We start from the raw sequence: 18,122 nt of genomic DNA on the forward strand, positions 1-18,122 counted from the left end.
ATGCAGTTTAACGTATTTAAACTGCGCATAAGAAACCAGACAATAGTCATGTGCTGACGGACAGGAAACTACCTTCTCCGCGGCACAGCCCCGATCAGGCAATACACCCATGCAACCAGGAGGTAAGACGTATGCAAGATCGAGCCAGAGTTAATCCCGTCCCCTCCACCGTACTGCACAATGCCGTCGAGCTTCGCCGGGCCTATACCCGGATGGCTGCCAGGAATACTGCAAAGGCGGTGGCCCGCTGGATCCGCCATGCCCAGCACTGGATCGCCCTGCACATTCGCCCGAACCGCCCTGCGGCTGGCTGACAGTGCCGGGCCTGCCAGGGCGTGGTGATTGGGAATCGGGATGCAGGAAGCACCAGGAACTCCCCTGACAGGCATCAAAAAGACTTGCCAGACGGGTTCCGGAAAGGCAGCATTCCGGACTCATTCACGGAACAGGGATACTGAACATGACCCAGGCTACAGCTCGCCACATTCTGGTAGAAACAGAAGCGAAGTGCGAAGAACTCAAACAGGCCATCGAGAACGGTCAGGACTTTGCGGATGTTGCCAGGGAGCACTCCCGTTGCCCGTCAGGCCGCAACGGCGGTGACCTTGGATCCTTCGGCCCTGGCCAGATGGTACCGGAGTTTGACAAGGCGGTTTTCAACAGCGACCTGAACACTGTCATCGGCCCGGTTAAAACACAGTTTGGCTACCATCTGCTGGAAGTGACCAGCCGCAACTGATTAACACGCCCTGCGGAAAGTCAGGTTGTAACGCACATGGCCGGTGGCCTCACACCGGCCATGTGCGACCGGCGCAATACCATGGTATCGGAGGCGGTCTTCCCCACCCCATACCAGCACATCCCCGTGTTCGAGGAGAAGCCTCGCCGGCGAACCCCTACGACGCAATTCTCCCCACAGAAATACCGCTGGCAGCCCAAGCGATACCGACACCACAGGCCAGCGAAAATCCTGTTCGTCCCGATCCTGGTGCAGCCCCATTCGGGCGCCCGGTTGATAGCAATTAACCAGACAGACATCCGGCTCGAACCCCGGGTAACCAGCCCTGGCAGCTGCATCCCCTGCCAGCTGGGTTAACAGGGGCGGCATGGTCGGCCAGGGGCGCCCTGTCTCAGGATCCAGCTCACTATACCGATAGCCCTGACGATCGGTGACCCAGTTACGGGCGCCGCAGCCGGTCATCGCCGCCGACATCTGACGACCTCCGGGGGTTTTCATGCGCCGGAACGGTGACTGTTCGGCGACACGGCCAATGGCCTGCAGCAGTTCATCCGCGACGTCCAGGGCATAACCGCGGAACAGCCATGTACCCGGGCCCAGGGATTCCGGGTTGTTGTCCAGGTCAGAAAACAGGTCCGGCACCGATTGCCTCCTTTGTGACGCACAGGGTCAGTATACCCCCTTTATCGTCGCCTTCAGGGTACCAGGTGGCTCCCCCAGTCTCTCTTTAGATCATCCAGACGGCTGTAAAACAGCGAGCTGCCCATCACTGGCGCATGTTTGATGTCATGGCGCGGAATATGCTGTTTTCTCTCACTGAGGCCCCGTTGATACGGGTTCTGTAAAGGAAACCGACGTTCGACCGGAGAACCATCATGAACCAGGGACTTGCCAGGCAGCAGGCTGACCTGCTCCAGCGCCTCCACGAGAACAAACAGCGGCAACTGACCGTCGCCCGCCGTCAGGGGAACGCCTTGCTTTCCAGCGTACTGGAAGCGGAGGCGCGGGCCATCGGCGATGCCATCGAGTTGATGAACCGCCGCTGAACAGGGAGCTGAAAGTAACGCAGATTCAACAGGCTACAAATTAAAGCCTCATTACCAAAGCGTATTCAGGTTTTAACTTGGATGCTACCGATTTTCATTTACGCTGGATAATGTGATGTCGAGCACACCGACACGCAACGGAAGCATGAATTCAACAGATGACCCAGGAGGTCTGTGTTATGCGCATCAAGTCCAGTGTTGCCTGTTTGACTCTTTTTACCGCTGCTGCGGTTGCCACGCCAGTTGCCATGGCCCAGGGCGCTGGTGAGCGGGATAATTCCGGCTTCTTTATCAGCGGTAGCTATGGTGGTTACAAGGCCCACGGCGGCGAGTTCGATGATGACCGCGATCTGTACGGCGTATCCGCCGGTTACCAGTTTAATCCTTTCTTCGCCCTGGAGGCGGACTACATCGACTTCGGCAAGTTCGGTGATGACGAAGTGCGCTCTGACCTCAAGGGCCTCTCACTGTCAGCCAAGGGCCGCCTGCCCCTCACCGAGGCCTTTGGTATCTATGGCAAGGTGGGTGCCTTCGCCTCGGACATGGAAGTCAGCGCCTTCGATGAAGACGAGACCTATGACGAGGTCAGTCCGTTTGTCGGCGCCGGCGTCGACTTCATGATGACCCATTCACTCACTGCATTTGCGGAGTACAACCGCTACAACGTGGATATCGACGAGGATGACTTCAACGGCCAGGTGACCAACGACGGTCCCGAGTTTGACACCGCTCGCGTTGGTCTCCGTTACACATTCTGACCGACCATCCGGCACCTGGCAGGAAGCCAGGTGCAGACTCTCTGCGGCACGAGGCGGCGTCACCGGCCAAGGCATGCTCCGCCCTCAGGGCTTTCGACGTGCAGCTATTCCGCAGGGCGACTATGATTGACTCAGGTACTTCTGGCCCGACAGTCTCCGGACGTCGGGCCGTTTTTAGCGCGCCAACCTGGAGGGGTTCATGGAGTCATCTGAACTGCCTTTCATGGACATGCTGATCCGCTTGTCGGTGGCTACCGGCTTCGGGTTCCTGCTGGGGCTCGAACGGGAGCTCAGGGGCAAGCCAGCGGGGCTACGCTCTCACATGCTTGTCGCCATGGGGGCAGCCGCGTTTGTCATGGTGGGTATGCATATACTCTTCGCCACCGCGACCGGCGACCCTTCGGCCCGTATCGATCCGACTCGCATCGTGGAAGGCGTGATTGGCGGCATCGGTTTTCTGGGCGCCGGATGCATTATCCAGGCCCGGGGCAGCGTGCAGGGCATCACCACTGGTGCCTCCATCTGGATCGCAGGAGCCGTCGGTGTGGCCAGTGGTATCGGTAACCTGTCGTTAGCTGCATTGCTGTCGGCCTTTGCGTTGATTACGATCGCGGTACTCGGGCATTTCGAGAAAGAAGTACTGAACGATCGGGAGGAACCAACCGGCGCTCGTCGAGGTCGTTCTCAGTAAAACCGCCGGACCAGGTCCCGCCCCCCCAATTGTCCCATCTGAGCACGAATCCAGGACACACGCCGCCAGATATAGTCGGATGGTGCAGCAGCATTGTAGACACGAGGGTTCGGAAGCACTGCGGCAAGCCTGGCGGCCTGCTCCGCAGTCAACTGTGAGGCCTTGATCCCGAAATGAGCCCGGCTGGCCGCTTCCACCCCATAGATCCCCGGCCCGAACTCTGCCACATTGAGGTAAACTTCCATAATCCGCCGCTTGCTCCACAAGCCCTCGAGCCCGAGTGCCAGGGCGGCCTCCAAGCCTTTACGGAAATAACTTCGACCACTCCACAGAAACAGGTTCTTGGCTGTCTGCTGTGTAATCGTGCTGGCTCCCCTCAGGCTATCCCCCTCCCGGAATGCGTCGACGGCCGTGGCAATCGCATCCAGGTCCAGGCCCCAGTGCTCCAGAAACCGCTGATCCTCACTGGCAATAACCGCCAGCGGCATCCAGGGAGAAATGTCTTCCAGGGGCACCCATTCCTGCTCAACGCCGGTGCGGTTTTCAATCTGCCAGGTAAGAATGAATGCCGTGGTTGGCGGGTTAATGTAACGAAAGAGCAGGAGTGTCAGGGATATCAGCAGGAGCCCCGCCAGAAACAGCAAGGCCACCCACCGACACGCGGCTTTCAGTAGCGTCATTCGCCCCCGGGCCCCAGCAGTCTGACCAACTGATTCCCCACCGTGGAAACCGGCTCAATGATAGCGGCATGGATGGATTTACTGGCACTCCCGGTAAAAGCCCGGCCTTCAGGTGACTCGAGAAAGCCGACGTATTCTGCCAGTTCCTGGTCAGAGAATGCCTGGTACATGTAAAGATAAGCCAGGTAGACCTGCTCGCCGACCTGGCGCTCGATCATGGGCCGGTTCGCCAGAACCTGCTCCTTCACAGACTCCGCGGTGTCTCCCTCGCTGAGGGCGGCCAGGGCCTCCGCCAGGTGAAGCTGGACCGCCAGGGCCGTTTCCACCGCACGCTGGCTGGCACCCACTGCCTGATCGTAGCGGTCAAACAACTGCTGACGCCGGGTACCGTCAAACTGCTTGCGCAGGCCAGGCGCTGCCGTTGCCATAGCCTCCCAGGCCGGCGGCATAGCGGCTTCCGTTTCCGCCAGTGACAGGCGCTGCCCCAGGTCCGACTCGTACCAGCGCTCCACCGTCTGCAACTGTCGGTCGTTCAGGTCCGTGTTCAGATCGTTGACCAGCCGGGCCCGTATGCGACGGGTATCGAATGCACTGCTGCCGAACCCGGCGATGGTTTCCGCTACCAGTGGCTCTACTTGTCCGGTCGCTATCAGGCCATCACGGATTCCCGCCTTGATCATCCCCCGGGATTGCTCGGCAATGGTTCCCAGAGGGGAAAGGCGAACAACGGTTTCCGCCGAAGAGGAGGCATGGGCCAGTGAGCCCATCCCATAGACAAGCAGGGTCACCATGACCAACATGGTCCGGTATAGCCTTGCCGTACGTGTCGCCACGTATAAACCTTCAAATCTCTGCATGACCTTGCCCCGCCAGTGAATCAGAGCCCTGTTTATGCCACGGCCTACTGGCCGGAACAAGGTCGGAAGCGTCAGTTTCAGTGACAGTTTGGACAGGGTCCGGAAAGGTGTGGACCGCCTGTGCGGGTCACCGGTTACGCGCCCGAACGAACAGGTTCTGCTGCGCCACCCCAATCAACCCCTGCTCGTCATAGAGATCGGAGCGGACCAGGCCAATACCATTGGATTCAACGGTCATCCGGCTGTCCAGCGCCACCCACTCGCTCCGGGGATGGCGATTCAGATAAACCGTCAGGTCCGTGTTCACGAAGGTGAACTCCTCAATGGGCAGGATCCAGCTCAGGCCGTTACCAAAGTCGGCCGCGGCCACCGCACTCATGGCCGGCGAAACGGTTTCGCCAGCTACGACCGGGTACTTGAGGCGGAACCAGGCCGCTGCCGGCCCTGGCCCCACAGTCTGCCCATGGGCCACCCGGATATCCATGGCGGTATAGTGAAATGAAGTGACCTGCTCCATACCGGGCACCAGGAAAGGTTCGTGGCAACGCTCCGGCCCCGACAATGGATGGCCTTCCAGCCTTGGCTCAATACCCTGGTCTTCCCCCTTCAGGAAAAGCGCTACTGCCCGTGCGACTACGGTCTCGCTGTGAGACAGGGTCAGCTCCACCCGTCGCACCGAGCGCCCCTTACCCATGGTTGCTGTGACTGTCAGGGGCGCTAGTGGCACCGGACGCACCAGCTCCATGGTCAGGCGGGCGAGCAGCATCTCCGGGTCACCGACCATCTCTTCGGCATAGCCAGCCAAAAGGGCCGCAGGCGCTCCACCGTGGAGCGCATCGGGACTCCAGGGGCCGCGGCCCAGTTCGGAGGGTACGAACAGATCTCCGTCGCGGACAAACACCGCCTCCCGGGATGTATCGGACATAAACTCAGCACTCTCTAAGCGTTCGGAATGAATCAGAACCTATGAGAATACCCGAGTTCATCGATAAATCCACCGTTCAGAGACCTGGCCAGCGCTCAGCCATGCTTGATCATCACGTGTCTCACCACGGTGTAATCTTCCAGGGAATACATAGACATATCCTTACCATAACCGGACTGCTTCATGCCCCCATGGGGCATCTCATTGACCAGCATGAAATGGCAATTTACCCAGGTACAGCCATACTGCAGGCGTGCCGAAACATCCATGGCCCGGCTGACGTCACGGGTCCACACCGACGAAGATAACCCGTACTCTGACTGATTCGCCCATGCAACAACGTCATCGTCATCACTGAAACGGGTCACTGAGACCACCGGGCCAAACACCTCCCGGCGAACAATCTCATCCTCCTGAAGGGCGCCGGTTATCAATGTTGGCTCGTAGTAAAAACCACTCCCTGAAGGCTTGCGACCACCTACAGCCACATCAATGTGGGGTTGCTCCGCGGCACGTGCCACAAAGCTGGCCACCCGGTCCCGCTGACGCTCTGAAATGAGCGGGGGAATTTCGTTTTCATCATCATCGTTCTGGTTGTATCGTATGGACGACACAGCATCCGCCAGCTTTTCCACCAATCGGTCATGAATACCCGCCCCGGCATAGATTCGACACGCGGCCGTGCAATCCTGGCCAGCGTTGAAATAGCCAAACGTTCGGATACCCTCAACAACCTCATCCAGGTCCGCATCGTCGTAGACAATGACCGGTGCCTTGCCACCCAGTTCCAGGTGCGTCCGTTTGACCCCCTTGGCCGCACTGGTGAGAATCTTCTTGCCCGTCGCGATGTCGCCGGTCAGGGAGACCATGTCGACGTCCGGGTGGTTGACCAGTGATGTGCCCACACTTTCTCCGCGGCCAGTGATGACGTTAAGAACCCCCGCGGGCAGGACCTCGGCTGCGACTTCCGCCAGCAACAAACTGGTCAGTGGCGTCTGTTCGGAAGGCTTGATCACCACCGTATTGCCGGCGGCCAGGGCCGGGCTGATTTTCCACGCGGCCATCATCAACGGGTAATTCCACGGTGCGATGGAGCCTATGACGCCCACCGGGTCCCGTCGCACCATGGAAGTATGTCCCTCCATGTACTCACCGGCGGCACTGCCCTGCAGACACCTGGCGGCACCTGCGAAATATCGCAGACAGTCCACCACCGCGGGAATCTCCTCCGCCAGAACAATGTGAAAGGGTTTACCGCAGTTGAGCGCCTCCAGCCCGGCAAATGTCTCGGCCTGTTGCTCAATTCGATCCGCCAGCCTCAGCAGCAGTAACGAACGTTCACCCGGCGTGGTTCGGGACCAGCGCGGAAAAGCCCTCCGGGCAGCCGCAACGGCCTGGTTGACCTGGTCGTCCGATGCTTCGGACAGCCCGATAATTTTCTCGGCAGTACGCGGATTCAGAATGGGCTCTTCCGGGCCCCTGCCCGCCACCAGGTCTCCACCTATCAGCAACCGGGTATACAGGGCCTGGGTACTTTTTTCATTACTTGTCTGGGACATGGGAAATCTCCGTGATTGCCTTGGCGGTTTCTACTTGCCATGACCTGCAGTGGCCTCGCCACCGCGGGTGAAGTAGTAAGCCATGAGAATGGGCAGGAAGGTGATAATCACCACGAATACGGCCACCACATTGGTCACCGGTCGCTGCCTGGGACGAACGAGCTCACTGAGCATCCATATGGGCAGGGTCGTCTGTTGCCCCGCGGTGAACGTGGTAACGATGACCTCGTCAAAGGACAGGGCAAAGGCCAGCATCCCGCCCGCCAGCAAGGCGGTCGCCAGGTTCGGAAGTAAGACATAGCGGAACGTCTGGAAGCCGTTGGCCCCCAGGTCCAGGGAGGCCTCCAGCAGAGAAGGTGACGTGCGCCTTAACCGTGCAACGGCATTGTTATAGACGACCACCACACAAAACGTGGCATGCCCCAGCACTATGGTCCAGAAGGAAAACGGGATGTCGGCGATGTCGAACGCGGACCGCAACGCAATACCGGTCACCACACCGGGCAACGCAATGGGCAGGATGATCAGAAGCGATACGGCTTCCCGGCCAAAGAAACGGGTCCGGGCCACCGCCGCCGCAGCCAGGGTCCCGAGGACAATGGCCGCACCCGTTGCGATCAGCGCGATTCTGAGGGAAAGCCCAAAGGCGTCCCAGATGTCCTGCCGCTCCCAGACCACGCCAAACCATTTCAGCGTGTAGTCTGGCGGCGGAAACTGGTAACTCTTTTCCTCGGTGGTAAAGGCGTAGAGAAATATCAGCAACAACGGCAGATGCAGGAACAAGAGGCCCGCTACGGCACCAATTTTCAGCTTCAGCGAAGCACCGGACCGTGTTCTTTTAAAGCGCATTGAAAGCCCCCATCCTTTTCGCAATCCACAGATAGATCGCCATCACCACAATCGGCACCATTGAAAACGCCGCGGCCATCGGCAGATTGCCCGCTGTGCCTTGATGCATGTAGACCGCCTGGCCGATGAACAGCCGGGAAGAACCGACAATTTGCGGCGCGATGTAGTCACCCAGCGTCAGTGAAAACGTAAAGATTGAGCCGGCCACGATGCCGGGCAGGGCCAGCGGGAAGATGACTTTGCGGAAGGTTTGACCAGGACGTGCGCCCAGGTCACCGGACGCCTCCAGCATTGAAGCCGGGACCCTTTCCAGGGCGGCCTGGATTGGCAGGATCATGAACGGCAACCAGAGGTAGACAAACACCAGGAACGTTCCGATATAGCTGAAAGACAGGGAGGGACCACCGATAACCGGCATCGATAGCAGCGCGTCCACCAGCGGCGTCAGGCCCACTTTCTCCACCGTCCAGTTCAGGACACCTTCGTTGGCCAGAATCAGTTTCCAGGCGTACACCCGGACCAGGTAGCTGGACCAGAGCGGGAGCATTACCGCGATAAAAAACAACCCCTTGACCCAGCCCCGGGCAAACCGGGCCGCGTAATAGGCGATAGGGAAAGCAATCAGGGCCGATACAACGGTTACTGAGGCGGCCATCAGGACCGTACGCAGCACGATATCCAGATTGGAGGGGCGCAGCAGTTCGGCATAGGTCTTCAGCGTAAACTCCCGGACAATACGACCGGAAAACTCATCAATCGAGTAGAAGCTTTGCACCAGCAAAGCCACCAGCGAGCCAACATAGACCACACCAATCCAGATAAGGGGTGGCCCCAACAGGATCAGCAGCAACAGTCCCGGCTTGCGGAAAAACAGGTCGGACACCCGTCCGAGGATGCCGTCGGCAGGCTGGTTCATGAGGACACCGCGCTGCGCCATCACGATACCATCCTGTGCATGTCATCGAGGTTCCACCGGGCATAAACCGTTTGCCCGACGACGAGGCTTTCAACATTTGACGGCACAGACAGCGAAAGGGAGTGTCCGGCAACGGAGAGCACGCAGCGACGCACCGCTCCCTGATACTGCATGTGGCTGACCTCGGCGGACACCGTGAGTACGTTGTTCTCCCGGGTTACCGACTGGTCCGTGAGTTGAATCTTCTCAGGCCGCAGGCTCCACAAGCCCTCCGGAGCACCTATACGTTGGCAGAACGCCGGCTCCAGGATATTGGAGGAGCCAACAAAATCAGCGACAAAACGGTGCTCGGGCCGCTCATAGATATCTTCCGGAGTACCGACCTGCACCACGCGACCTTCGCTGAAAACCGCCACCCGGTCGCTCATGGAGAGGGCCTCGCCCTGATCGTGGGTGACAAATACAAATGTGATACCCAGCTCACGTTGCAGTGTCTTGAGTTCAACCTGCATCTGCTCCCGAAGTTTCAGGTCAAGGGCGCCCAAAGGCTCGTCCAGTAACAGAACCCTCGGCTTTCCAACCAGGGCCCGGGCCAGGGCAACCCGCTGACGCTGCCCCCCGGATAACTGGGCCGGTTGTCGCCTGGCGAATTCTTCCAGTCGCACCAACTCCAGCATTTCCATGGCCTGTTGATGCCTTTCCTTGCGTCCGACACCGCGAACGGTCAGGGCATAGGCCACGTTATCAATCACATTCATATGCGGGAACAGTGCGTAATCCTGGAAGACGGTGTTAACCGCACGGCGATAGGGAGGCACCCCGTCAACCGTTTGGCCGAAGATCTTCAGATGGCCGGCTGTCGGTTGCTCAAACCCCGCAATCAGCCTCAGGCAGGTGGTCTTGCCGGAGCCGGAAGGGCCAAGCATGCCGAAAAATTCACCTTCGGGGATACTCAGATCCACACTGTCGACCGCTTTGACCTTGCCGAAGTGCCGACTGATGCCAGCCAGTTCAACGGCTGAGGTTTTCTGACCGGCTGCCTCGTTCACCTGACTTCCTTCAGTGTCGTACATGGTTTCCCGAACCGTCGTTGCCATGGAGCCTCCTGTCGTACTTCGCCCCGCGCCTATGGCGGGGCGAAACGCCTCACACCCGCCTTAGCGACCGCCCAGAATGGCGATGTAGTCCGTTACCCAGCGGTAATAGGGAACGCATTGTTTGCCGTCACCGCAGGCGGACACCGGAGTGCGCCAGAAGCTGATCTTTTCGAAGTTATCCAGGCCGTTGGTCTGGCAACCGTTCTCACCCAGCAACTCATTATCTTCACAGGCAGCCAGTACCACCGGCACCGACCCAAACCAGGAAGCCAGGTCACCCTGCAGCTTGGTGTTCAGTGAATGCTCCATCCATTTATAGGCACAGTTCGGGTGCGGGGCATCCACGTGCATCATGGTGGTATCCGCCCAACCGGTCGCGCCCTCCTCCGGAATCAGTGTTGCCACTGGCTCGCCCTGGGCCTTGAGGATGTTTGCCTGGAAGGGCCAGGCTGATGATGCAACCACGCCCTCGTTGGTAAAGTCATCGATCTGGACAAAGGCGTCATGCCAGTAACGACCAACGATCTGGCGTTGCTGCCGCAGCAGGTCCAGGGCAGCGGAGTATTGGTCCTGGGTCAGTTCGTAGGGGTCCTCGATGCCCAGTTCGGGCTGATGTTTCTTGAGATAGAGCGCGGCATCCGCAATGTAGATCGGCCCATCAAAGGCCTGCACGCGACCCTTGTTCGACTTGCCGTCCGGCAGGGTCATTTCCTCGAATACAACCTTCCAGCTTGTAGGCGGCTGATCCCCGAATACTTCGGTGTTGTACATCAGGACGTTTGCGCCCCACTGGTAGGGCACGCCGTAATGAACGCCATCGACCGTATGCCAGGGAGCCTCCTTGAGCCGGTCATCCACGGTGTCCCAGCTCGGGATCAGGTCAGTGTTGATGGGCTGCACGCGGTCACCGTAGATGATCCTCAGCGACGCATCACCGGACGCCGTTACCAGGTCAAAACCACCCTCGTTCATCAGCGCAACCATTTCATCCGAGGTATTCGCTGTTTTTACGCGCACCTCGCAGCCCGTCGCTTTCTCGAAGCCCGTGACCCAGTCGTAGTTCTTGTCGGTCTCACCACGCTCGATGTAACCGGGCCAGGCGACGATATCCACCGCACCTTCACCCTGACCAACCGACTCTTTCATATCGGCTGCAGAAGCAACCGTTGCAACGAAAAACGTGGTCGTCAGCATCGACGACATTAACTTGTTCATGATGTTTCTCCCGCGTTTTATGGGGCTCACCATGTCTTCTGTGACGACATGAGTGACGGCTACCAATTCGAGTATAGAAACCAACACAGGTATCGCCATAAATAAAATCAGAAAACAGATATCAATTTTTCCGATATTTATAGGTAAAACTACGGAGGCTTATGAGAGGGAACAGTCAAGGGAGTTAAACTTTCGATTTTTCCGAACACCTGCAACGACCAGGTCCGGAAATCAACGATGGCGGGAGACGGGCTCTTCCAGGGCCAGGTCAATAAAGGCCCGCGCGGCGTCCGATGGCTTGGCACCGCGGCGCCAGGCAAGCCCAACCTCTACCGGCGGCAACGGCGATGCCAACTTGACGCCAGCGATTCGGTCGCCTTCCAGCGACCAGGGCCGGTAAACAAGGTCAGGAAGCACCGACACACCGGCGCCAGTCGCCACCAGGCTTCTCACCGCTTCTACTGACGAGGTACGCATGGCCATGCGAGGTTGGCGGCGAGCGCGATGCCAGAGATCGGCGGTTGCCAGGCGGATTTCGTCGGTATTCAAGAGTATAAAGCGATCTTCCAGGAGCACGTCCCGGTCAATTTCAGGCCCGTTCGCCAGGCGATGCCCCATCGGCAACCAGGCCCGGAAAGGAGAGGTTTCCATAACCGCCGTATTGAGGGCTGTCCGTTCCTCGAGCGCCGACAGGATAAGGATTGCGACATCCAGCTCGCCGTTAAGCAGATAGTGCTCGAGATACTCCGGCGCATCCTCTACTACCTGTACTCCGGTGGCGCTGAACGCACGCCGGTAACGTGCCAGCAAATCTGGCAAGGCATAGCCGGCCACAATAGAGGTCACGCCAATATTGAGGGTGCCGGTCACCTGCTCCTGTTCTGCGAACACCCCCCGTGCATAGCTCACCTCGGCCAGAATCCGGTTGGCATGGCGAAGGAAGGCATGCCCCTTGTGGGTCAGCCCCATGCCCCGCGCATGCCGCTCCAGCAGGACAACGCCAAGGTCACTTTCCAGCTCTTTGATCGCTTCGGTTATCGTTGACTGGGAAACGGCAAGGTCCCGGGCAGCGCCAGAGACCGAGCCGATCTCTGACACCGCCACGAAGTACCTCAGCTGCCTGAATGAAAAGCTCACTGTTTAGGTAGTGCCGGGTACGCCGGACCTCAGGCCAGGCTTGCCAGGGCATCCTCAACAATCTGAAGACCTTCCTCCAGCACCTCATCTTCAATAGTCACAGGCATCAGGAAACGGATGGTGTTGCCATACATGCCACAGCTGAGCAGGATCAGGCCGTGCTCCTTGGCGTAGGCGGTTACCTTGGCCGCCAGGTCGGCGCGGGGTTCGCAGCCCTGCTTGTCCGTCACCAGCTCGATAGCGGCCATGGCCCCCAGGTTACGCACATTGTCCACATGGCCGAACTTCTCCTGCCATTGGGCAAATCGCTTGCCCAGCTTATCGCCCAGCGCCTGGCTCTTGCCGAGGATGTCCTCTTCCTCGAAGACTTCCATGACGGCGAGGGCAGCTGCGCAGGCGGTGGGGCTGCCAGTGTAGGTGCCACCGAGGGAGTTGGGGCCGGAGGCATCCATCACCTTGTCAGTGCCAACAATGGCAGAGATGGGCATACCGTCCGCCATGCTCTTGGCCATGGTGATAATATCCGGCTCTACACCGCTGTGCTCAATGGCAAACAGCTTGCCTGTGCGCCCGAATCCGCTCTGCACTTCGTCCACGATCATCAGCATGCCGTGCTCGTCGCAGATTTCCCGGATCTTCTTCAGGAAGCTGGCCGGGGCCGGATAGAAACCGCCCTCACCCAGAACTGGCTCGATGACAATAGCAGCAGTGTCTTTTGGATTGGCATCGGTTTTAAGGGCCATTTTCAGGCCTCGGATGGCCTCGTCCTCGGAAACCCCGTGGTACGGCACCGGGAAAGGCGCCCGGAAGACCATGCCGGGCATCACGCCAAAGTCGGTGGCATAGGGCTGTACCTTGCCGTTCATGGCCATGGTCATGAAGGTGCGGCCATGGTAACCACCATCAAAACAGACCACGTTATTCTTGCCGGTCGCCGCCCGGGCGATCTTGACCGCATTTTCCAGGGCTTCCGCACCGGAGTTTGCCAGCATCACCTTGGAGTGACCGCGAACCGGTGCCACCTGGCTGAGCTTCTCGGCCACGCGGACATAGCCCTCATAGGGCATGACGGTCTGGCAGGTGTGCATCAGCTTGTCCAACTGGGCCTTGACCGCTTCAACCACTTTGGGATGACGATGGCCAATATTGAGTACACCGATACCACCGGCAAAATCGATCATGCGTTTACCGTTGGCATCCCACAGTTCGGCGTTGCGGGCGTGATCCGCAAACTGTTCGTTCGGGCTGGCAGCACCGGCGGCCACATACCGTTCTTTCAGCTTTTGCAGTTCTTCGTTAGTCATGCTTCGCCTCAGATCTGTTCAGGGTTTGATGTTCCCTCAGTATGGTCGAAGGAGCGCCTTCCTTGCCACCCCGGCGCCCGGAAAACCCCACACAGCCTCACTTCATTAACGAAACTAATACTGATCTATCAGAACAATTCAGTTGATTGATCCATTGTCCGCTTTCATAGTGGTCAGCACTCAACCAACATCCACTGCCCGGAGGCATCAATGGATTTTCAGTATTCCGACAAGGTCGAATCCCTGCGCAAACAGTTAACGGCGTTTATGGAAGAGCACATCTACCCGAACGAGGCGCTGTACCAACAGCAGAAAGAGGAGAACCGCGAACGGGGCCATGCCTATGCAAAGGTACCCATCGTTGACGAGCTGAAAGAAAAGGCACGGGCCCAGGGCCTGTGGAACCTTTTCCTGCCGGAAGAAGAATACGGCCCTGGCCTGACCAACCTGGAGTATGCTCCGCTGGCGGAAATCATGGGCAGGGTGCTTTGGTCTTCCGAAGTCTTCAACTGCGCCGCGCCAGACACCGGCAATATGGAAGTACTGGCCCGTTACGGCAGTGATGAACAGAAAGCCACCTGGCTGCAGCCACTGCTGGACGGCAAGATCCGCTCTTCCTTTGCCATGACGGAGCCCGCCGTGGCCTCCAGCGACGCCACCAATATTGAAACCCGTATCCAGCGGGACGGTGACGAGTACGTCGTTAACGGTCGCAAATGGTTTATCACTGGCGGCTGTGGCGAGGAAACCAGGTTCTTTATCGTGATGGGCAAGTCCGACCCGGACAACGCCGACCGCCACAAGCAACAGTCGATGATCATCGTCCCCAAGGACACCCCGGGGGTAACCATCGTCCGGGATATGCCGGTCTACGGTTACTATCACGCCCCCAAGGGCCATCCGGAGATCCTGTTCGACAACGTCCGGGTACCGGCCAGCAACCTGATCCTGGGTGAAGGCCGCGGCTTCGAAATTGCCCAGGGGCGCCTGGGACCAGGCCGGATCCATCACTGTATGCGCGTCATCGGACAGGCCGAAAGGGCCTTCGAAATCATGTGTCAGCGCCTGGTCTCCCGGGAAGCCTTCCACAAGAAGCTGTCTGACCAGGGCGTCTGGCGTGAACGCATTGCAGATTGCCGAATCGACATCGATCAGACCCGCCTGATGGTGTTGCAGGCTGCGCAGATGATGGACCTCGTGGGCAACAAGGTGGCGAAGCAGCAGATCGCCATGATCAAGGTCGCAGCACCGGCCATGGCCCTCAGGGTCATCGACTGGTCTATCCAGGCTCACGGTGCCGCCGGCTACACTGAGGACTTCCCGCTGGCGGACATGTGGGTCTATGCCCGTCATCTGCGCACCGCGGATGGCCCCGATGAGGTCCACCGCAACGCCATCGCCAAGGAAGTGCTGAAAGCCTACCTGTAATACGGCCCAGAGGCGCACCGCCCCCCGGTGCGCCTTCAGCTATCCGCATCGTCGCATGCATATTTGCTCCTGAAGACCCTCCCACAGACACCCGACCGGCGCCTGCCGACACAAAGCGTTACGCCCTGTTACGGCGCCTCCACTGAAGATTAACTACACTTCACTATACTCAGCGGAAGCCAGTCTCGACCTACGGAGGACGACGGCTATGCCTCTCGGCGCCGACCCCATCGCCTGCAATGACCTCAAGGCACTGTTCGATCTGTGCAACGAGCGCTATTTCAACCAGGCATTGCGCCCCGGAGACCGCTTTACCGTCCGCTATGGCAATACCGGCCAGGCCCTGGCGAGGCTGCGCACCTGCGACCAGACCCACCACCCCCGCGCCATCGACCTGAGCCCACGCCTGAAAGAGCACCCGCTGGCGCTGCGCAGCGCCCTGGTTCGGGAAATGATTCCCATGCTGGGCAGGCAGTGCTACCGGGAAACCGGAGACATCCGTTTCCTCGACCAGGAACCGTTGCGGGGCCACCTGTTTATCGAAACCGGTATTGGCGCCTTCTTCCTCGCCCAGATGGAACATTTGAACCTGGCGTTCCCCGAACTCGGTCTCACCGTAAAACCCCGGTATGGCAGTGGCAGCCTGTTTGATCAGCGCCGTATTCCCACTGCCCGGCTTCTGGTAGTACCAGTCGACACCCTGGCGAACACTGGCATCATCTACCGGCTTCACGACAGCGCCACCACTGACTGGAAACAGCTCCGTGAAACCGCCTGGTTACACCACGGCTCGCATAAGGTTCAGTTACTGAAAGTCGCCGGGGCGCTGGCGGAAACCTTTCCGGTACTGCGCAAGGACAACCAGCCCCGGGCCAACCAGCGCCCCCGACCGGAAGACGGGTTCGACCTGCTGGTACAGGAGCTCCGTGACCATCGCCTGACTGCAGAGCTGCAGGCCACCGATATCGAACGGGAGCCGGAGTCCCTCAGCGAGCATTTTGCGCGTTGGCGTCCGGAGACCTACTCGAACTACTGACCTCCCCGACGACCACCCTGAGCTTTCCCGGCTGGCAGGTTGCGTTGAACGGCGTGGACCCAGCCACATCTCCATCCACGGTTACTGTCTTGGGGCGGCGGGCACTGATGCGGCACCAGGGGCTCTGCACCTCAACCACGGTATCGTTATCCCTTGGTGGCCGGCCCAGCAAGCGGGTCAGCACAAAGGCCATGGCAAGGCTGGGTATCGACGCCGTCCTGACACCAACTACAGCCAGTTCCCCTGTGGTGATACCGGCATTGGGTACCTCACTGCCGCCACCGAAATACGTGCCATTGGCAATGGCTATGGTCAGCCAGCGCCCCGATAGCGTGCCCTGGTCGGTGTAGACAGTGGCACGGAAACCACGCCTGGAAAAAACCCGGCGAACAAGGGACAGTCCATAACTAAGTTGCCCGAACCGTTGCTTGGTCTCATCGTCGGAATTGGCGTCCCTTGCCGGCATGGTCCCCAGGCCGACGTGGGCCACGTTAAGGAAGATACCACCGTCATATTCCGCCACATCCACCGCAAGACTGCGGTTAGCGGCCACCGCCTGGCAAATGGCTTCGGGCCTGTTCTCAATGCCGAGGTTACGAAAGAAATCATTGGCGGTGCCGGAGGGCAACACCGCCAGGGTTGCGCCAGTATCCCGGCAGATCCGGGCCGCTGCGTTAACGGAGCCGTCGCCACCGGCGGCAAGTACGCGGTCTCCCGGTGCCAGCAAGTCAACCCAGCCCTGGCCGTCAAGGTCACACAACCTCAAGTCGGTCAGCCCAACCTCAGCGAGGTGTGCCTGCCAGAAGTCAGCATTGCGTTCGCCATCGCCGGCTTTCGGGTTTGCCAGCAGCCAGTCCGTCATGATGCGCCTCCGGGGCGGGTGGACCATTTCAGGGTGAACCCTCAGGTTAACCCATCCCCTGCCCCGGGAGGTGACAATCCGTTAAGACCGACGGTCGATCAGCGGGCGGGTATTCTCCCGTTCCGCCAGGTACCAGGGGCGTGGGCGGGTACCAGCAAAGGGCTGGGCCAGGCGGTTCTCGACACTGTTATAGACAAAGAACAGGTTGGCCCTCGGCCAGGGCGACATATTGCGATTGGACGCGTGCAGCGTGTTGCACTCGAACAGCAGCAGGGAGCCGGCAGGTCCGGTGGGGGCCTGGATGCCATCGCTGCCAGCAAGTTTCTCGATGTCAGCCCGGGATGGCAAGCCGACCTGCTGGTGTTTCAGCGAGCTTGCCCAGTTCTCGTCGGGGGTTCGCCCGACACAAGGCACAAACTGCTGGTGTGATCCCGGAATCAGCATGACTGGACCGTTAAAGGCATTGTTCTCGGTCAGCATTATTGAGGCACTTACCGCCCTCATCGCAGGCATACCATCTTCGCTGTGCCAGGTTTCAAAATCCGAGTGCCAATCGAACCCGTTGCCGCAGAACCCGGCCTTGCTGTTGATCCGTGACTGGTGGATATAGACTTCCGAGCCAAGTAGCTGGCGGACCATGTCGAGCAACCTCGGATCGCGGGTCATGCGATCAAAGGCATCAGACAGCTCATGCATGGCGAAGATTGAGCGAATCTCCTGTCGCTCCTTGTCCATGACCACCTGCTCCAGGTCCGTGATATCGTTCCGTGTGGCCATATGCCGGAGTTCTTCCAGGAAGGGCGAAACCGCCAGCTCCGGAAAGAAACCCTCCATCCAGAGGAAGCCGTCTCTCTCGAAACGGTCCAGTTGTTCCCGGTCCAGCGGACCGCGTTCGCGGGCGACACCGGTACTATGTATTACCGGCTCCTGACGGGGAAACAGATCGGGTACGAAATCATCCCGGGTCGGGTAAAAGTCGGTTCTCTGTAACATGGTTACACTCTCCACATGCCCTGATGAATG

General features: G+C 59.3%; 20 protein-coding genes. 7 read left to right on the top strand and 13 right to left on the bottom strand.

Translation table 11 applies throughout. The features are described from left to right. Positions 1 to 131 precede the first annotated feature (131 nt). Both BM036_RS06820 and BM036_RS06825 read left to right on the top strand, forming a co-directional pair. Complete coding sequence (locus BM036_RS06820; protein WP_091849825.1) at positions 132 to 314, top strand: hypothetical protein; 183 nt, start codon at positions 132 to 134, stop codon at positions 312 to 314. A gap of 146 nt (positions 315 to 460) precedes the next feature. Beyond that, positions 461 to 739: a peptidylprolyl isomerase gene (locus tag BM036_RS06825; RefSeq protein ID WP_091849827.1), complete on the top strand. Its 279-nt coding sequence runs from the start codon at positions 461 to 463 to the stop codon at positions 737 to 739. Here BM036_RS06825 and alkB read toward each other — a convergent pair whose 3' ends face one another. Further along, entirely contained in the window at positions 740 to 1,381 is a 642-nt protein-coding gene (alkB, locus tag BM036_RS06830) for a DNA oxidative demethylase AlkB (RefSeq protein WP_091849829.1), read from the bottom strand. A gap of 233 nt (positions 1,382 to 1,614) precedes the next feature. Here alkB and BM036_RS20070 point away from each other — a divergent pair, with 233 nt between their 5' ends. From BM036_RS20070 to BM036_RS06840, 3 genes are all read left to right on the top strand, one after another. Then, on the top strand, positions 1,615 to 1,785 hold the full coding sequence (locus tag BM036_RS20070) for a hypothetical protein (RefSeq protein ID WP_177186019.1): 171 nt from the start codon (positions 1,615 to 1,617) through the stop codon (positions 1,783 to 1,785). 179 nt (positions 1,786 to 1,964) lie between these two features. After that, entirely contained in the window at positions 1,965 to 2,543 is a 579-nt protein-coding gene (locus BM036_RS06835; RefSeq protein WP_091849831.1) for an outer membrane beta-barrel protein, read from the top strand. Positions 2,544 to 2,742: 199 nt separating this feature from the next. Next, entirely contained in the window at positions 2,743 to 3,234 is a 492-nt protein-coding gene (locus BM036_RS06840) for an MgtC/SapB family protein (protein WP_091849833.1), read from the top strand. Here BM036_RS06840 and mtgA read toward each other — a convergent pair. The 10 genes from mtgA to gabT form a co-directional block, all read right to left on the bottom strand. Next, positions 3,228 to 3,914, bottom strand: coding sequence for a monofunctional biosynthetic peptidoglycan transglycosylase (mtgA, locus tag BM036_RS06845; RefSeq protein WP_091849835.1), 687 nt, complete (start codon positions 3,912 to 3,914; stop codon positions 3,228 to 3,230). The two genes, BM036_RS06840 and mtgA, sit on opposite strands and share 7 nt — an antisense overlap. Continuing rightward, a complete protein-coding gene (locus BM036_RS06850) occupies positions 3,911 to 4,771 on the bottom strand; it encodes a DUF2059 domain-containing protein (protein WP_143066576.1) in 861 nt (286 codons plus the stop codon). The genes mtgA and BM036_RS06850 overlap by 4 nt, the downstream gene beginning before the upstream one ends. Before the next feature lie 127 nt (positions 4,772 to 4,898). After that, positions 4,899 to 5,696 (bottom strand): thioesterase family protein, encoded by a 798-nt coding sequence (locus tag BM036_RS06855; protein WP_091849839.1) that lies wholly within the window; start codon positions 5,694 to 5,696, stop codon positions 4,899 to 4,901. Positions 5,697 to 5,791: 95 nt separating this feature from the next. Further along, the gene (locus BM036_RS06860) at positions 5,792 to 7,255 is read right to left on the bottom strand and encodes a gamma-aminobutyraldehyde dehydrogenase (RefSeq protein WP_218144786.1); all 1,464 of its coding nucleotides are present in this window, start codon (positions 7,253 to 7,255) and stop codon (positions 5,792 to 5,794) included. Between the two features lie 30 nt (positions 7,256 to 7,285). Further along, positions 7,286 to 8,104 (bottom strand): ABC transporter permease, encoded by an 819-nt coding sequence (locus BM036_RS06865; protein ID WP_091849841.1) that lies wholly within the window; start codon positions 8,102 to 8,104, stop codon positions 7,286 to 7,288. After that, the gene (locus tag BM036_RS06870) at positions 8,094 to 9,020 is read right to left on the bottom strand and encodes an ABC transporter permease (RefSeq protein ID WP_218144787.1); all 927 of its coding nucleotides are present in this window, start codon (positions 9,018 to 9,020) and stop codon (positions 8,094 to 8,096) included. Before BM036_RS06870 ends, BM036_RS06865 begins: the two co-directional genes overlap by 11 nt. Before the next feature lie 20 nt (positions 9,021 to 9,040). Then, complete coding sequence (locus BM036_RS06875; RefSeq protein ID WP_091850189.1) at positions 9,041 to 10,093, bottom strand: ABC transporter ATP-binding protein; 1,053 nt, start codon at positions 10,091 to 10,093, stop codon at positions 9,041 to 9,043. An 84-nt stretch (positions 10,094 to 10,177) separates the two neighbouring features. Beyond that, positions 10,178 to 11,332 carry an ABC transporter substrate-binding protein gene (locus BM036_RS06880; RefSeq protein ID WP_091849845.1) on the bottom strand — a complete coding sequence of 385 codons (1,155 nt, stop codon included), beginning with the start codon at positions 11,330 to 11,332 and terminating at the stop codon, positions 10,178 to 10,180. A gap of 231 nt (positions 11,333 to 11,563) precedes the next feature. Continuing rightward, positions 11,564 to 12,469, bottom strand: a complete 906-nt coding sequence (locus tag BM036_RS06885; protein WP_091849847.1) for a LysR family transcriptional regulator — start codon at positions 12,467 to 12,469, stop codon at positions 11,564 to 11,566. 29 nt (positions 12,470 to 12,498) lie between these two features. Beyond that, positions 12,499 to 13,773 (bottom strand): 4-aminobutyrate--2-oxoglutarate transaminase, encoded by a 1,275-nt coding sequence (gene gabT, locus BM036_RS06890; RefSeq protein ID WP_091849849.1) that lies wholly within the window; start codon positions 13,771 to 13,773, stop codon positions 12,499 to 12,501. Between the two features lie 210 nt (positions 13,774 to 13,983). On the opposite strand from gabT, the gene BM036_RS06895 reads away from it, so the two are divergent. After that, entirely contained in the window at positions 13,984 to 15,201 is a 1,218-nt protein-coding gene (locus BM036_RS06895) for an acyl-CoA dehydrogenase family protein (RefSeq protein ID WP_091849851.1), read from the top strand. 208 nt (positions 15,202 to 15,409) lie between these two features. Then, entirely contained in the window at positions 15,410 to 16,237 is an 828-nt protein-coding gene (locus tag BM036_RS06900) for a hypothetical protein (protein ID WP_091849853.1), read from the top strand. Here the strand turns inward: BM036_RS06900 and BM036_RS06905 are convergent. Together BM036_RS06905 and thpD are read right to left on the bottom strand one after the other, a co-directional pair. Then, entirely contained in the window at positions 16,188 to 17,099 is a 912-nt protein-coding gene (locus BM036_RS06905) for a diacylglycerol/lipid kinase family protein (RefSeq protein ID WP_091849855.1), read from the bottom strand. The genes BM036_RS06900 and BM036_RS06905 overlap by 50 nt on opposite strands. Positions 17,100 to 17,180: 81 nt before the next feature. Next, entirely contained in the window at positions 17,181 to 18,092 is a 912-nt protein-coding gene (thpD, locus tag BM036_RS06910) for an ectoine hydroxylase (protein WP_091849857.1), read from the bottom strand. Positions 18,093 to 18,122: the final 30 nt, after the last annotated feature.

Origin of the sequence: Marinobacter segnicrescens, from assembly GCF_900111555.1 — a bacterium.
Classification (GTDB): domain Bacteria; phylum Pseudomonadota; class Gammaproteobacteria; order Pseudomonadales; family Oleiphilaceae; genus Marinobacter; species Marinobacter segnicrescens.

What these genes read in the sequence shown, in the direction of transcription:
- BM036_RS06820 (WP_091849825.1), top strand. Translation starts at nt 132, where the DNA reads ATGCAAGATCGAGCCAGAGTTAATCCCGTCCCCTCCACCGTACTGCAC.
- BM036_RS06825 (WP_091849827.1), top strand. Translation starts at nt 461, where the DNA reads ATGACCCAGGCTACAGCTCGCCACATTCTGGTAGAAACAGAAGCGAAG.
- BM036_RS20070 (WP_177186019.1), top strand. Translation starts at nt 1,615, where the DNA reads ATGAACCAGGGACTTGCCAGGCAGCAGGCTGACCTGCTCCAGCGCCTC.
- BM036_RS06835 (WP_091849831.1), top strand. Translation starts at nt 1,965, where the DNA reads ATGCGCATCAAGTCCAGTGTTGCCTGTTTGACTCTTTTTACCGCTGCT.
- BM036_RS06840 (WP_091849833.1), top strand. Translation starts at nt 2,743, where the DNA reads ATGGAGTCATCTGAACTGCCTTTCATGGACATGCTGATCCGCTTGTCG.
- mtgA (WP_091849835.1), bottom strand. Translation starts at nt 3,914, where the DNA reads ATGACGCTACTGAAAGCCGCGTGTCGGTGGGTGGCCTTGCTGTTTCTG.
- BM036_RS06850 (WP_143066576.1), bottom strand. Translation starts at nt 4,771, where the DNA reads ATGCAGAGATTTGAAGGTTTATACGTGGCGACACGTACGGCAAGGCTA.
- BM036_RS06855 (WP_091849839.1), bottom strand. Translation starts at nt 5,696, where the DNA reads ATGTCCGATACATCCCGGGAGGCGGTGTTTGTCCGCGACGGAGATCTG.
- BM036_RS06860 (WP_218144786.1), bottom strand. Translation starts at nt 7,255, where the DNA reads ATGTCCCAGACAAGTAATGAAAAAAGTACCCAGGCCCTGTATACCCGG.
- BM036_RS06865 (WP_091849841.1), bottom strand. Translation starts at nt 8,104, where the DNA reads ATGCGCTTTAAAAGAACACGGTCCGGTGCTTCGCTGAAGCTGAAAATT.
- BM036_RS06870 (WP_218144787.1), bottom strand. Translation starts at nt 9,020, where the DNA reads ATGAACCAGCCTGCCGACGGCATCCTCGGACGGGTGTCCGACCTGTTT.
- BM036_RS06875 (WP_091850189.1), bottom strand. Translation starts at nt 10,093, where the DNA reads ATGTACGACACTGAAGGAAGTCAGGTGAACGAGGCAGCCGGTCAGAAA.
- BM036_RS06880 (WP_091849845.1), bottom strand. Translation starts at nt 11,332, where the DNA reads ATGAACAAGTTAATGTCGTCGATGCTGACGACCACGTTTTTCGTTGCA.
- gabT (WP_091849849.1), bottom strand. Translation starts at nt 13,773, where the DNA reads ATGACTAACGAAGAACTGCAAAAGCTGAAAGAACGGTATGTGGCCGCC.
- BM036_RS06895 (WP_091849851.1), top strand. Translation starts at nt 13,984, where the DNA reads ATGGATTTTCAGTATTCCGACAAGGTCGAATCCCTGCGCAAACAGTTA.
- BM036_RS06900 (WP_091849853.1), top strand. Translation starts at nt 15,410, where the DNA reads ATGCCTCTCGGCGCCGACCCCATCGCCTGCAATGACCTCAAGGCACTG.
- BM036_RS06905 (WP_091849855.1), bottom strand. Translation starts at nt 17,099, where the DNA reads ATGACGGACTGGCTGCTGGCAAACCCGAAAGCCGGCGATGGCGAACGC.
- thpD (WP_091849857.1), bottom strand. Translation starts at nt 18,092, where the DNA reads ATGTTACAGAGAACCGACTTTTACCCGACCCGGGATGATTTCGTACCC.